The sequence below is a fragment of the Amycolatopsis sp. MEPSY49 genome (assembly GCF_051337345.1).
GTDB lineage: Bacteria > Actinomycetota > Actinomycetes > Mycobacteriales > Pseudonocardiaceae > Amycolatopsis.
In genome coordinates this window covers 54,951-67,447 of record NZ_JBDLYJ010000020.1, presented here as the reverse complement: position 1 = coordinate 67,447, position 12,497 = coordinate 54,951, and the positions used below count along the sequence as shown (strand labels likewise).

Annotated in this window: 15 protein-coding genes; 5 read left to right on the top strand and 10 right to left on the bottom strand. The window is 71.1% G+C overall.

Annotated features, from left to right (window positions below):
• Nucleotides 1–8: 8 nt before the first annotated feature.
• Both ABFJ78_RS46530 and ABFJ78_RS46525 read right to left on the bottom strand, forming a co-directional pair.
• Nucleotides 9–602 (bottom strand): TetR family transcriptional regulator, encoded by a 594-nt coding sequence (locus tag ABFJ78_RS46530; RefSeq protein ID WP_436393871.1) that lies wholly within the window; start codon nucleotides 600–602, stop codon nucleotides 9–11.
• A gap of 85 nt (nucleotides 603–687) precedes the next feature.
• Entirely contained in the window at nucleotides 688–1,581 is an 894-nt protein-coding gene (locus tag ABFJ78_RS46525; RefSeq protein WP_436393870.1) for a LysR family transcriptional regulator, read from the bottom strand.
• A 115-nt stretch (nucleotides 1,582–1,696) separates the two neighbouring features.
• Between ABFJ78_RS46525 and ABFJ78_RS46520 the strand changes: the two genes are divergently transcribed.
• A complete protein-coding gene (locus tag ABFJ78_RS46520) occupies nucleotides 1,697–2,728 on the top strand; it encodes an alpha/beta fold hydrolase (RefSeq protein ID WP_436393868.1) in 1,032 nt (343 codons plus the stop codon).
• Between the two features lie 90 nt (nucleotides 2,729–2,818).
• Here ABFJ78_RS46520 and ABFJ78_RS46515 read toward each other — a convergent pair whose 3' ends face one another.
• Nucleotides 2,819–3,199, bottom strand: coding sequence for a DUF1304 family protein (locus tag ABFJ78_RS46515; RefSeq protein WP_436393867.1), 381 nt, complete (start codon nucleotides 3,197–3,199; stop codon nucleotides 2,819–2,821).
• Complete coding sequence (locus tag ABFJ78_RS46510) at nucleotides 3,196–3,681, bottom strand: SRPBCC family protein (protein ID WP_436393866.1); 486 nt, start codon at nucleotides 3,679–3,681, stop codon at nucleotides 3,196–3,198. The genes ABFJ78_RS46515 and ABFJ78_RS46510 overlap by 4 nt, the downstream gene beginning before the upstream one ends.
• Before the next feature lie 75 nt (nucleotides 3,682–3,756).
• On the opposite strand from ABFJ78_RS46510, the gene ABFJ78_RS46505 reads away from it, so the two are divergent.
• From ABFJ78_RS46505 to ABFJ78_RS46490, 4 genes are all read left to right on the top strand, one after another.
• Entirely contained in the window at nucleotides 3,757–4,443 is a 687-nt protein-coding gene (locus ABFJ78_RS46505; protein ID WP_436393865.1) for a TetR family transcriptional regulator, read from the top strand.
• A gap of 265 nt (nucleotides 4,444–4,708) precedes the next feature.
• Nucleotides 4,709–5,701: an aldo/keto reductase gene (locus ABFJ78_RS46500; RefSeq protein ID WP_436393864.1), complete on the top strand. Its 993-nt coding sequence runs from the start codon at nucleotides 4,709–4,711 to the stop codon at nucleotides 5,699–5,701.
• A 280-nt stretch (nucleotides 5,702–5,981) separates the two neighbouring features.
• Nucleotides 5,982–6,107, top strand: coding sequence for a hypothetical protein (locus ABFJ78_RS46495; protein ID WP_436393863.1), 126 nt, complete (start codon nucleotides 5,982–5,984; stop codon nucleotides 6,105–6,107).
• A 77-nt stretch (nucleotides 6,108–6,184) separates the two neighbouring features.
• On the top strand, nucleotides 6,185–7,042 hold the full coding sequence (locus ABFJ78_RS46490) for an alpha/beta fold hydrolase (RefSeq protein ID WP_436393862.1): 858 nt from the start codon (nucleotides 6,185–6,187) through the stop codon (nucleotides 7,040–7,042).
• A gap of 1 nt (nucleotide 7,043) precedes the next feature.
• Here the strand turns inward: ABFJ78_RS46490 and ABFJ78_RS46485 are convergent, their stop codons facing one another.
• Genes ABFJ78_RS46485 through ABFJ78_RS46460 form a run of 6 tightly spaced genes read right to left on the bottom strand, consistent with a single transcriptional unit; the run spans nucleotide 7,044 to nucleotide 12,497 of the window.
• Nucleotides 7,044–7,796, bottom strand: coding sequence for an SDR family NAD(P)-dependent oxidoreductase (locus tag ABFJ78_RS46485; protein ID WP_436393861.1), 753 nt, complete (start codon nucleotides 7,794–7,796; stop codon nucleotides 7,044–7,046).
• Between the two features lie 16 nt (nucleotides 7,797–7,812).
• Nucleotides 7,813–9,147 (bottom strand): MFS transporter, encoded by a 1,335-nt coding sequence (locus tag ABFJ78_RS46480; RefSeq protein WP_436393860.1) that lies wholly within the window; start codon nucleotides 9,145–9,147, stop codon nucleotides 7,813–7,815.
• Nucleotides 9,144–10,196: a maleylacetate reductase gene (locus ABFJ78_RS46475; protein ID WP_436393859.1), complete on the bottom strand. Its 1,053-nt coding sequence runs from the start codon at nucleotides 10,194–10,196 to the stop codon at nucleotides 9,144–9,146. The genes ABFJ78_RS46480 and ABFJ78_RS46475 overlap by 4 nt, the downstream gene beginning before the upstream one ends.
• On the bottom strand, nucleotides 10,193–11,062 hold the full coding sequence (locus ABFJ78_RS46470; protein WP_436393858.1) for an intradiol ring-cleavage dioxygenase: 870 nt from the start codon (nucleotides 11,060–11,062) through the stop codon (nucleotides 10,193–10,195). Before ABFJ78_RS46470 ends, ABFJ78_RS46475 begins: the two co-directional genes overlap by 4 nt.
• Nucleotides 11,059–11,931: a sugar phosphate isomerase/epimerase family protein gene (locus ABFJ78_RS46465; RefSeq protein ID WP_436393857.1), complete on the bottom strand. Its 873-nt coding sequence runs from the start codon at nucleotides 11,929–11,931 to the stop codon at nucleotides 11,059–11,061. The genes ABFJ78_RS46470 and ABFJ78_RS46465 overlap by 4 nt, the downstream gene beginning before the upstream one ends.
• Entirely contained in the window at nucleotides 11,892–12,497 is a 606-nt protein-coding gene (locus tag ABFJ78_RS46460; RefSeq protein ID WP_436393856.1) for a nuclear transport factor 2 family protein, read from the bottom strand. Before ABFJ78_RS46460 ends, ABFJ78_RS46465 begins: the two co-directional genes overlap by 40 nt.

The window sequence follows — 12,497 nt, the reverse complement described above, 5'->3', positions numbered from 1 at the left end:
ACCACACATCAACCGCCGACGGCCGCGATCCGCCGTGCCGCCTGCACGACGGCCTCCCGGCGCCGAGCCGGCGAGTCGTCGTCCTGCCCGGTCGCCAGCATGCGAGCCATCTGCGGCGTCGCCCACCACTGGACGGCCAGCGCGATGAGCAGGAAGACAAGATGAGCGGGGGCCATCGACGAGTCGACCAGCCCCGCCCCTTGGGCCTCGGCCACCGCACGAGCCTTGCCCACGTACAGCCCGGTTCGTTCGGCTTCGTCCTGGACGGCGCCCGAATCGGCGAGGCCCTCCCACAGGATGAGCCGGGCCACATCCGGGTGCTCCCGCAGGTAGTCGAACGAGAGTCCGGCAAAGTCCGCCAGATCGTCCGGGCCCGTCACCTGGCGAAGAGGCACATCTTCGGCGAGCTTGTCCAGTTCGTACCGGATCACCTTCGAAAACAGCGCCGTCTTGTCGCCGTAGTACTTGTAGACCCGTTCACGGTTCACCCCGGCGCGCTTGGCGATCCTGTCGATCGTCGTCCCGGCCGCTCCGAACTGCGAAAACTCGACGAGCGCAGCTTCTTGGATCCTGCGCTTCGTACCTTCGACGTCCCAGGCCATGGCGCAACCCTACGCCAACACCAGTGTTGCCAATCTGCCGTCCGAAGGTACGGACACCGGACTCCGCCCTGTTCAGGCCGGCGCCTCAGCTCGGGCTGGGGTGTCGTTCGCCGAGCAGGTCGAGCAACGCCGTGGTGGCCGCGCCCGGCCGCCGCGCCGAAGCCGTGGCGACGACGAGCCGCCACCGCAGTTCCTGGTCCGCGACCTGCACGGTGTCGAGGCCGGCCAGGTCGGGCACCAGCCTCTCGCCGAGGAACCCGATGCCCAGCCCCGCCCGGATGAAGTCGGCGACGGTTCCCACGTCCGGCACCTCGAGAGTCACCTCCCGCTGCACGCCCGCCGCGGCGAACGCCTGATCGGCGATGGCGCGGTTGGTGAAGCCGGGTGGGGAGTCGATGAACGGGAACTCGGCCAGCCGCGCCAGTGACGCCCGGCCCTCCCCGGCCAGCGGATGCGAGCTGGGGACGTAGACGACCATGGGAGCCGTGGCCAGCAGCCGCGTGTCGAGGTCGGCCGGCGGCGGACCGGGCAGGGAGAGGAAGGCGACGTCGAGCCGGCCTTCACGCAGGTGCTGGGCCAGGCCCGCCGATCCCTCCATCGCGGTCCGGAGCCGGACGGAGACACCGGGATGGCGGTCGCGCAGCTCGGCCAGCAGTCCGGGCATGCCGACGAAGTCCACCGAAATCTGGGTGCCGACCATGACCGTGCCGTGCAACGTGCCTTGTGTCCGGTGAACGGCGTCCTTGGCCGCGCGGGCAGCGTCGAGGGTTTCCCGTGCCCGGGGCAGCAGGGCGAGTCCGGCCGCCGTCAGGGTGACTGCCTGCGGGCTCCGGGTGAACAGGGCCGATCCCAGCTCACGTTCCAGCGCCTTGATCGTCGCCGACACCCCTGACTGCACGACGTGCAGCGTTCTGGCCGCCTGGGTGAAGCCGCCGGTGTCGGCGACCGCGACGAAGTACTCGAGATGACGTAGTTCCACGCATCATTATCACTGATCGTGCTGGCGTTTATCAGTAGACATCGTTGGACATGATGACTTTCTCGGCGTGAAGGTGGACTAGTAGGACCTGTGAGTCGTGATGAGGAGACCCGGCGTGAGTGTCGACGAAACCGAGCAATCCCCCTGGCGTTACACCGAACTACCCGTTCGGGCCCGGCAGGCGATCAAGGGCTTCGCGCCGCCGGACGCCCTCCTGGCCGAGCGCCTTGAGCGCTACGCCGACGTGCGGCCCCGTCCGGCCGACCGCGACGGGGATACCGAGGTACTCGACGGCACCGTGTTCACCCACCGCTTCGCGGACGCCCCCGGCGACCACGAAACAGTGCGGTGGCACTACGTCGAGGCCGGCACCGGGGAGCCTGTGGTGTTCCTGCACGGCATGCCCGACTCGTGGTTCATGTGGCACCACCAGATGGCCGCGCTGTCGGACTCCTACCGCTGCATCGCGGTGGACCTCAAAGGCTACGGGCAATCCGGGAAGGATCGGGGCGACTACAGCCAAGCCGGTGCCGCCGCGCAGCTCGTCACGTTGCTCGACACGATCGCGGTGGACCGGTTCGTCCTGGTCACGCACGACCGGGGAACCGTGCAGGGCGACCACATCACGGCCGCCCACCCCGCGCGGGTCCGCCACTACGTGCGCGGCGAAGGACACCTGTACCACTTCCACCCCGACCTCGCCCCGCACGACGAACTGCTCGCCGAGGCCCCGTGGACCGGGTTGCTGGAAGACCCGAAACGGTTCGTCCTCTGGGCCTACACCATGATCGGCGAATTGCCGGTGGCCGACGAGGACATGCGCCGCGTCATCCAGGAGTTCTCCTATCCCGGCATCACCCGGGCGGTCCCGCGCTACAGCATGGCCTCCACATTCCGCAAGGAGTGGATCGAGCGGCGTAGTGAGCTGATCCCCCGCTGGTGCTCCCCGGTGACCGTCATCCAGGGCCGGGACTCCCGGACCCAGCCCCGCGAGTTCTTCACCGACGCCGCCGAACGCATCCCCCATGCCGCCCGCGTCGAGGTCCGCTACGTCGACGGCGGGCACTTCTGGCCGTTGGAGAGCCCCGGGCAGATCAGCACGATCTTGCGGGAGGTCCTCGGTGCCGAGCAGGCACCGGAACTCTGACCAGAAAAGGAGGAACGTGGATCGGCGCCGCTCGGAGTCCAAGCCCCCGAGGCGATGACGGCCGCGGAATGTGACCGCTGTCGAATCGGCTCAGGCCAGCAGGGCGATGAGGGTGGCCAGTGCGGGCGCGCCCTGGCCGATCAGGCCCTTGATCCGCGCCCGGCGGGGGTCGAAGGCGATCAGCGCCACGCTCGCCGCGAGCATGGACGCGCTGGCGGCCAGGACGAGGGCCCGCCCGGCCGAGATCGCGCCCGAGTGGGCCGCGGTCAGGCCGGTCAGCACCTGCAGGGCCAAGAGTGCGTTGTAGCAGCCCTGGTGGAACGCCCAAGGGCGGACCGCGGCGAGGTCCGCCGCGCGCACCTCGAACATGGCGTGCACTTCGGGACGGCCGAAGCGGACGCTTTCCATCGTGAAGATCCACAGATGCAGCAGCGCCGCGGCCAGCGCGAGCAGTTGTGCGGGGACGTTCATCGGGGCGGAGCCAGCCGCAGGGGCGCGCCCGGAAGCAGCGCGCCGGTCTCGTCCAGTTCGGCCAGCAGAGCGGGGACGCCGACGGTGAGCATCTTGGTCCGGACGGCGCCGAGCAGCTTGGCCATCGCGAACCCGCCGATCCCGGTGAATCCGGTGTGATGGTAGGTGAAGCGGGTTCCCTCGGCGGCGGGCTCGAGCCGGTAGCGGACGTGGCTGGGTGTCTCCCCCGGCGCGCCCACCCAGGTGTAGTGCAGCAGTTCCCGCTCGCGGACCGCCAGTACCTCGCAGTCGACGATGCCCCGCCAGCCGGGCATCGGCTTGGCGACGAACTGGAACTTGTTGCCTACCACCGGCTCGAAACCCTCGGCGCGGGCGCCTTGCCCGGTCGAAGTCCAGTACGGGATCAGGTCCGGGTCGGTCATGGCCCGCCAGACCTTCACGGGCGAGTGCGGGTAGTCGCGGACGATGTGGATCTCGGACACGGCAGTCTCCTTAGCTTCAGTGACTATAAAATTATAGTAGCAGAACTTTTCAGGTGACTGAAGTAGGATGGCTGCGTGACGACAACGGGGACCGGCCGGCCGGCCGTCGAAGGGTTGCGGGAGCGCAAGAAGCGGGCGATGCGCCGGCAGCTGTCGGACACCGCCGCGCGGATGTTCCTCGACCGCGGCTTCGACGCCGTCCGGGTGGCCGATGTCGGCGAAGCGTGCGGAGTGTCCGAGAAGACCGTCTTCAACTACTTCCCGAGCAAGGAAGCGCTGCTGCTGGACCGGCTCGAGGCCACGGCCGACGCGCTGCGCACCCACCTGCCGGACCCGGCGCTGACCCCGGTCGGCGCGATGCTGACGATCCTCGACGACGAACGGGACGGCCTCGCCGAAGGTCTCGCCGCCGACGTCGACGCCGACCGCGCGCTGGCGCAGTACCGGAAGTTCGGCGACCTGATCCGGAACACCCCGTCACTGCGGGCATACCAGAGCGACATCGCCGACCGGTTCGTCGACATCGCCGCCGAAGCGCTCGCCACCCGGACCGGACTGCACCCCGACGACCCCGAACCCCAGATCGCCGCGGCGACACTCCTCGGCCTGTGGCGGGTCCAGTTCCGCGCCCTCCGGGCCCACGTACGCCCCGGCCACCCCTTGCCGGACGCGATCGACGCCGTAGCCCGGGAGGTCCGCCGTGCCGCCCGCCTGGCCGAAGCAGGACTGGCCACGTTCCCGGCACCCGCGAAACCGCGCTGACCTGCCTCTCAGCTTCGAACGCCGCTGCTCCCCCGGTGCGGACCGGGCCTGCCGCGGCAGCACCGCCGCCCGACCGCCGATGGTGACCACCGACCCGTAGCCGCACGCCACCATCGCCGATTGGCAGGGAAGGTGACGTCGGCGGTCCGGGCGCCTCGGCAGGTCCCTCAGCTTGACGTGGAGCGCGCTCCAGGTCCTAGCGTCGGCGGCGTTCGTCAGTCCTCGAGGTACCGCCCGGCCCGCCGGGCAGGAGGAGTATCCGCGCATGATCACCCGAACCACGCTCGGCTCGCCCGGTCTCACCGTCAGCGCGATGGGCCTGGGCTGCATGGGAATGAGCGAGAGCTACGGCGCCACCGACTGGGACGGCGGCCTGGCCACCATCGACCGCGCCCTGGAGCTGGGCATCACGTTCCTGGACACCGCCGACGCCTACGGCACCGGGCACAACGAGGTACTGGTGGGCCGGGCCATCCACGGCCGCCGGGACCAGGTGCAGGTGGCCACCAAGTTCGGCATCGACCGCAGCGCCGGCGACCGGGCACGCCGTATCCGCGGCGCGCGGGATTTCGTGCTGCGCTCGTGCGATGCCTCGCTGCTGCGGCTGGGTGTCGAGGTGATCGACCTGTACTACGCCCACCGCCCGCCTCAGGACGTGGAGATCGAGGAGACCGTCGGGGCGATGGCCGAACTGGTCGAGGCGGGCAAGGTCCGCCACCTGGGCCTGTCCGAGGTCGACGGCGAGCTGCTGCGCCGGGCGCACGCGGTGCACCCGATCACCGCCGTGCAGAGCGAATACTCCCTGTGGACCCGCGACGTCGAGGCGGTCACCCCGGTGATGGCGGAACTGGGAGTCGGGCTGGTGCCCTACTCGCCGCTGGGGCGGGGGTTCCTGACCGGCACCCTGGACCGCTCCGCGCTGGGCGAGAAAGACTTCCGGCGCACCAACCCCCGCTTCGCCGGCGAAGCGGGGCAGGCCAACGAGAAGATAGCTCAAACCGTGCGCGAGGTCGCCGCCCGGCTGGGCGCCACCCCGGCCCAGGTGGCGCTGGCTTGGGTGTACGCCCAGGCCGAGCGGCTCGGAGTGGTGGTGGCGGCCATTCCGGGCACCCGCAGCCCGGCCCGGCTGGAGCAGAACGCGGCCGCGCTGCAGCTCACCCTGGACGCCGACGCGCTGGCCGCGCTGGCCCCGCTGAGCGACCAGGTGACAGGCGAGCGCTACGCCCCCGCGCACACCGCCGAGGTCGCCCGAGGCTGACCGGTGCGCGCGACGTCAACCTCCTTACCTGGTCGGAGATCCCCCCCATCACCTTCGCGGCGACGCGCCCACGCCGTGCAGCCGGTGACAGCGCTGCAAAGCGAATACTCGCTCTGGATGCGCGACCACGAAGCCGAAATCATTCCGGCCTTGGAGAAGCTGGGCATCGGTCTGGTGCCGTACAGCCCGCTGGGCAAGGGACCTGACCGGCACCATCGACTCCCACACATCGCCGGCCGACGACAAGGGAGCCACCCCGGCCCAGATCGCTCTCGCCTGGGTGCTGGCGCAAAAGCCGTGGTTCGTGCCGATCCCCGGCACCACCAAACCGCATTGCTTGGAAGAGAACCTGGGAGCACTCGATGTCGAATTGACGCCCGGCGGCGCGGTGGCCGGCTGCCACTGAGTGACCCGACGTCCTTGGGGGACAGCGCATGAACCGGCATGGTGGACCTTCGAGCATCGTCGTCGCGAAGGAGAGAGATGACCTGGGACACCTTCGACTCGGTTCGGCTGGCCGACGTGGAACTGGCTTACCGCGTCGTCGGGGACGGGCCGCGCCTGATCGTCCTGCTGCACGGGTGGCCGCAGACCGGCGAGTGCTGGCGCCACGTCGTCGAGCCGCTCGGCCAGGACCACACGGTCGTCGTCCCGGACCTGCGCGGCTACGGCGCCTCCGGTCTTGCCGAATCAGGCTACGACAAGCGGTCCACCGCCGGTGACGTCAGCGGGCTCATCCGCCACCTCGGTCACGAGTCGGCCGTCGTCGTCGGGCACGACCGCGGTGCCCGGGTCGCGCACCGGTGGGCTCTCGACCATCCGTCCGAAGTGGACGCCCTGGTGCTGCTGGACATCCTGCCCACGCGGGTGGTCATGAACGCGTTCGACCGGACGTCGGCGGCCGCGATGTGGCACTGGTTCTTCCACCGGCACCCCGAGCTGGCCGTCGAGCTGGTGTCCGGCAACGTCGAGGCGTACCTCGCGCACTTCTTCGCCGCGGTCCGGAAAACCGGCGCCGTCGACGAGAAGACCTTCCGGCACTACGTCTCCGCGTTCAGCGACCCCGGGCACCTCCGGGCCTCCTTCGAGGACTACCGCACCGGCTTCGACGTCGACCTCGCACTCGACGAGGCCGACCACGCCGCCGGGCTCCGCCTGGCGGCGCCGCTACTCGTCTTGTGGGGCGCCGAGGGCGGTCTCGCCGCGAGCGACGTCGTCGGCGTCTGGCGGGAGCACCACGCCGATCCGGAGGCGGTGACCGGGCACGCTGTTCCAGGTGGCCACTACGTCCCGGAGGAGGCGCCCCACGAGGTGGTACGCGCCCTCCGGGAGTTCCTGTGAGTCAGACCGCGGTGTAGCCGCCGTCGACGAGGATTTCGACGCCGGTGACGTAGGACGCCTCGGAGCCGGCGAGGAAGAGGATCGTGTCGGCGACCTCCCGCACCTGCCCTTCCCGCCGCATCGGCACCGCCGCGATCTGCCGCGCGCGCCAGGCCGGATCGGCGGAGCCGCGTGAGGTGCGCATCGGCGGCAGCATGCCCGGCGCGACGGCGTTGACCCGGATTCCCCGCTCCGCGTACTGCACGGCCGCGGTCCGGGTCATCGCCTTGACCGCGGCCTTGGACGCGCTGTAGCCGAGGTGGATGCCCGTCTGGCCGACGGAAGCCGAGATCGACGACAGGTTGACGATCGAACCGCCGCCGGTGCCCGCCATGGCCGCCGCCGCGTGTTTGATCCCGAGGAAGACGCTCTTGGCGTTCACGAGCATCAACTGGTCGTAGAACGCCGTACTGCCCGGGTCGGGGTCGAACGAGCCGCTGATCCCGGCGTTGTTGACCAGCACGTCGAGCCGGCCGAACCGGGCGGTGACCTCGCCGATCACCGCGGCCCACGCGGCCTCGCCGGTGACGTCCAGGTGCCGGTAGTGCGCTTCGCCGCCCGCGGCGCGGATCTCGGCGGCCGTCTTCTCGCCGTCCTCGTCGAGGATGTCGGCGACCACGACCGTCGCGCCTTCGCGGGCGAACGCCTCGGCGGTCGCGCGTCCCATTCCCCCGGCCGCGCCGGTGACGAGCGCGATCTTGTCCTTCAACCGCATGGTGATTCCTTCCGTGTCAGGCCGCGACGGGCTCGGGCTGGATGCTCCGCGCCGAGCGGGCCTTGAGGACGACCGCGAGGACGCAGCAGGCAGCGGGCAGCAGGAGGGCGAGGAAGACCTGCCGGTAGTTCAACCCGACGGCGACGAGCACGGTGCCGGCGGCCGCGCCGGCGATCGCGCCGAACCGAGCGATGCCCGTCGCCCAGCTCGTCCCCGTGGCGCGGATCGACGTCGGGTAGAAGTCCGCTGACAGGATCGGGAAACCGGTACCGACGGTGTTGGTGAACATGCCGAGCACGAAGATCAGGATGCCGATGACCAGGACGTCCGGCGGAGCGAGAGCGACCAGCACCAGCAGCACCGCGGCGCACCCCATGGCCGCCGCGACCGTCCGGTGCAGGCCGAAGCGGTCCATCAGCCAGCCGATGCCCAGGTTGCCGACCGTGCCGCCGGCCTGCAGCAGCAGCCCGATGGTCGCGGCGGCGGTCAGCGAAAACCCGACGTCGGTCATCAGGATCGGCAGCCAGCTGTTCATCAGGTAGACGATGAAGAACGCGGCCACGAACCCGGCCCAGATCGTGAGGGTGCCGGCGCGGAAGCGTCGGGTCAGCAGCCCGGCGACCCGCACCTTGGCGGCGACGGCCGGTTCGTCCAGCACGAAGCGCGTGCCGGCGGGGAACGTCTCGGGCACGAGGCGGCTCATCAACGCGGCCAACTCGGCGTGCCGGCCTTCCTGGCGGGCGAGGAACTTCGGCGATTCGGGCAGCGCGGCGGCGATCACCACGGCGTAGGCCAGCGGGAGCGCCCCGCCGGCGACGAGCGCCCAGTGCCAGCTCGCGACCTGGACGAGCGCGGTGGTGAGGTACCCGGCGACGGCGCCGCCGAGGGTCATCCCGCAGTAGGCCAGCGACATCATCGCGCTGCGGCGGCGCGCGGGGGCGTACTCCGACACGAGCGTGGTCGCGTTGGGCAGCGCGGCGCCGAGGCCGAACCCGGTGAGCACGCGCAGGACGGAGAAGCCGGTGACGCCCGTCGTCAGCGCGGTCGCGGCGCTCATCAGCCCGAAGAACACCAGCGAGGCGATGATGACCTTGCGGCGGCCGAGGCGGTCGGCGAGCGGGCCGGCGACGAGGGAGCCGAGGGCGAGGCCGAGCAGCCCGCTGGTGACGACCGGGCCCAGCTGCGCCTTGGTGATGTGCCAGTCGGAAATGAGCGACGGGCCGAGGTAGCTGACCATCGCGACGTCGATCCCGTCCAGCGTCACCACGCCGAGGCACAACAGCAGGACCCGCCGTTGCAGGCGGCCGACCCGGTGGCGGTCGATCAGGGCGTGCAGTTCGAGGGTGCTCATGAGTCCTCCGTTGGACGTCCGCCGGTGAAGGCGGTGTGGAGCAGGTGCCGCAGAACGGCTTCGGTGACGGGCACGGGGTTGGCGTAGGGCGCGGCCAGCGCCTGCTCGATGACCGCGTCGATCCCGTTCTCCGGCAAGCCCAGTGCCTTCAGCGACATTTCGGCGCCGAGGCCCTGCGCCAGGCGGAACACGTGACCGGCGGGGTCGGGGGTGTCCCAGGCGGACTTCAGCGCGGCCCCGGCCGCGGGGGCGGCGGGCAGGTTGACCGCGAGGACGTGCGGGAGCACCGCGGTGTGGACCGGCGCGTGGGGCAGGTCGAAGGTTCCGCCGAGGATGTGGCAGAGCTTGTGGTGCAGTGACATCGTGGTCGACCCCAGTGCCGTTCCGGCGAGCCAGGAGCCGTAGAGCAGGTCCGTGCGCGCGTCGAGGTCGAGCGGATCCGCGGACACCCGCGGCAGAGCGGCGGCCGTGACCCGCGCCGACTCCTTCGCGACGAGTGCGGTGACCGGCGAACAGTCCGGTGCGTAGAGCGCTTCCGCGACGTGGGCGAGGGCGTTCACCCCGCTGGTCACCGAGAACGCCGTCGGCAGCGAGAGGGTCAGCTCGGGATCGTAGACGACGAGGACGGGCCGGACTTTCGGGTCGCGGCCGGTGGTTTTCCCGGTCTCGCCGGTGATGCCCCAGATCGGGGTCATCTCCGAGCCCGAGTAGGTCGTCGGCACGGCGGCGACCGGCAACCCGGTCTCCTTGGCGACCGCTTTGGCCAGGCCGATCGCGGACCCGCCGCCGACGGCCACGCAGCCGTCGGCCCCGGCCGCGGCCGCCACGGCTTCGGCGGCGACCGCGGCGGGGACGTGCATCGCCGCGTGGGGGTGCAGTTCGGCCCCCGGGGGTGCCAGTTCGGCCGCGAGGGTCGCTTCTCCGGGAGCGCACACGACGAGCGGGCGGCGCAGCCCGGCCCGCTCGAGCTCCCGCGGCAGCCGGTGCCGGGCCCCGGCGCCGAAGACCACCCGCCCCGGAGGGTTTTCGTGGACGAAGTCGCGCGTCATCGCGTCACCTCGGCGAGGACGACGTCGAACTCGAGGAGCCGGAACGGGTTCTCGACGCCGAACCGCGCCGCCCGCTCGGGGTCGTCGACGGTCGTGACCGGCCGGACGAGCGTCTCCTTCACGCCGAACACCGTGTCGGAGTCCAGGTACGGGCTGCCTTCGACGAAGACGTGCGTGGTGACCGGGACGTGCCCTTCCGCGCCGGCGATGACGTGGATGTGCGCCGGGCGGTTCGGATGCCTGCCGGTGGCGGCGAGCAGCTTGCCGACCGGGCCGTCGTCCGGGATCGGGTAGTACCGCGGCACGACGGTCCGCAGCCAGAAGCGGCCGGCCCCGTCGGTGGTGAACAGCCCGCGCAGGTTGCGTTCGGGCTGCACGCCGGGCTGCTGGACGTCGTAGAACCCGGCTCCGTTGGCCTGCCACACGTCGACCAGCGCGCCGGGCAGCGGCGTACCGTCCGAAGAGGACACCCGGCCGGCGAACACGCACGGTTCGCCGTTGTGGTCCAGCGAGATGTCGGCGCCCAGCTCCCGCGGCGGGGAGTCGACCAGGTGGAAGGGGCCGAGCACGGTGGTTTCCGTGGCGCCGGCGGGCTTGCGGTGGTTGATCGCGTCGATCAGCATCGACACCCCGAGCACATCGGACAGCAGCACGAACTCCTGCCGGGTCTCGTCGCACATCTGTCCGGTGGCCGTGAGGAAATCGACGGCCTGCTGCCATTCCACTTCGGTCGGTTCGATGTCCTTGACGAACGCGTGCAGGTGCTCGACCAGGCTGGTGACGATCCGCTTCAGCCGCGGATCGGGGGTGCCGGCGAAGCTCGCGGTGACGACGTCTGCCGAGGTCTTTTCGGAGAAGCCGGTCATCGGGCCGCCTCCAGGTTCGTGCGCCAGGCCGACGCGGCGAGCCCCGCGGAGCCGAGGACGGCGGCACCGGCGTCGAACGCCAGCCGGGCCGCCTCGGCGGCCGGGAGCCCGTCGAGGTCGTCGGAGAAGACCTCGACGGAGACCGGCGCGGTGACGCCGTGCTCGCGCAACGCCCGTAGGACGCCCGCGGTGTCCCCTGCTCCTCGGCCGGGCAGCAGGCGGCGGTGCCGGGCTTCGTCGGTGAGGTCGGGGCCGGGCTCGGGCCGCACGTCGTTCAGCTGGACCGTCGTGATCACCGCCGCCGGCACCTCCGCGAGGTCGGCGGGCCGGGCGCCGGAGCGGAACCAGTGCCACAGGTCGAGCGTGATGCCGCCGTTCGGGCGGTCCGCGGCGGCCACGACCTCAGCCACCTCCGCGAAGGTCCGGACGTGGCTGTAGGGCAGGAACTCGAACCCGACCAGGACACCGTGGCGGGCGGCGCGGTCGCAGAAGGCGCCGAAGGGCTCGATCAGGTCCCGCACCGGATGCGGGAAGAACATCGGGATGTTGAGGTGCCGGAACCCCACGCGGTCGGCCAGCCGCCACATCGCCTCTTCCACCGGGTCCTCCCCGGCGGCCCAGTCCCAGGTGTGCTCGAGCTCGAGGACGCGGACGCCGTGGCGGTCGAGCAGGTCGCGGATGTCCGCATCGGACTGTCCGGCGTCGAGGTAGTCGGTCAGGCGCAGGCCGATCCCGGTGAACCCCGCCGCGGCCGCCGAAGCGACGCGGGTGGGCAGGTCGGCGAAACGCAGCGTGTTGGCGCTGCAGGTCAGGAACACGTCGTAGCCCTTCAGTGCGGGTCGCCGGCGGTGGCCGAACCGGCCAGCCACCGGGCACCTTCGTCGTACAGCCGCTCGACCGCCGGGCCGGTCAGGCCGGGCAGCCCGTCCCTGACCGTGAAGCCGGCTTTGGTCTGCAGGTAGCCGAGGTGGCGGTACCCGGCCGGGAAGCGGCCGAGCAGCTCGGGGTCGAGCACCGGCCGGACGGCCGGGTCGACCGGGTCGAGCCGGTCCTTCTCGTAGATCGGCTGGCGGCGCACGATCTTCCACTCCCCCTCGTGGCGGGCGCAGAAGTCGTAGAACCGGCCGGTGCAGACGACGTCGACCTCGGAACCGTCCACAGTGGCCCGCTGGTCGATCGTCATCTTCGTCTGCGCGATCGCCCGGTCGCCGCGGATCTCGGCGGTGTGCCCGCCGAGGAAGTGCAGGATGCTGACGCCGCGGTCGAACCCGGCCTTGCTGGCGGCGATGAACTCCTTCGCCGGGCCCTGGAACCAGGTCGCCGTCATCCAGCCGTCGACCGGGTGCCAGACCGTGGCGAAACGGTCCCAGTCGCCGGAATCGCGCCACAGGGCCCAGTTCTCGACGAGCTCCCGCACCGCGAGACGGTCTTCCAT

What these genes read in the sequence shown, in the direction of transcription:
- ABFJ78_RS46530 (WP_436393871.1), bottom strand. Translation starts at nt 602, where the DNA reads ATGGCCTGGGACGTCGAAGGTACGAAGCGCAGGATCCAAGAAGCTGCG.
- ABFJ78_RS46515 (WP_436393867.1), bottom strand. Translation starts at nt 3,199, where the DNA reads ATGAACGTCCCCGCACAACTGCTCGCGCTGGCCGCGGCGCTGCTGCAT.
- ABFJ78_RS46500 (WP_436393864.1), top strand. Translation starts at nt 4,709, where the DNA reads ATGATCACCCGAACCACGCTCGGCTCGCCCGGTCTCACCGTCAGCGCG.
- ABFJ78_RS46490 (WP_436393862.1), top strand. Translation starts at nt 6,185, where the DNA reads ATGACCTGGGACACCTTCGACTCGGTTCGGCTGGCCGACGTGGAACTG.
- ABFJ78_RS46485 (WP_436393861.1), bottom strand. Translation starts at nt 7,796, where the DNA reads ATGCGGTTGAAGGACAAGATCGCGCTCGTCACCGGCGCGGCCGGGGGA.
- ABFJ78_RS46480 (WP_436393860.1), bottom strand. Translation starts at nt 9,147, where the DNA reads ATGAGCACCCTCGAACTGCACGCCCTGATCGACCGCCACCGGGTCGGC.
- ABFJ78_RS46475 (WP_436393859.1), bottom strand. Translation starts at nt 10,196, where the DNA reads ATGACGCGCGACTTCGTCCACGAAAACCCTCCGGGGCGGGTGGTCTTC.
- ABFJ78_RS46470 (WP_436393858.1), bottom strand. Translation starts at nt 11,062, where the DNA reads ATGACCGGCTTCTCCGAAAAGACCTCGGCAGACGTCGTCACCGCGAGC.
- ABFJ78_RS46460 (WP_436393856.1), bottom strand. Translation starts at nt 12,497, where the DNA reads ATGGAAGACCGTCTCGCGGTGCGGGAGCTCGTCGAGAACTGGGCCCTG.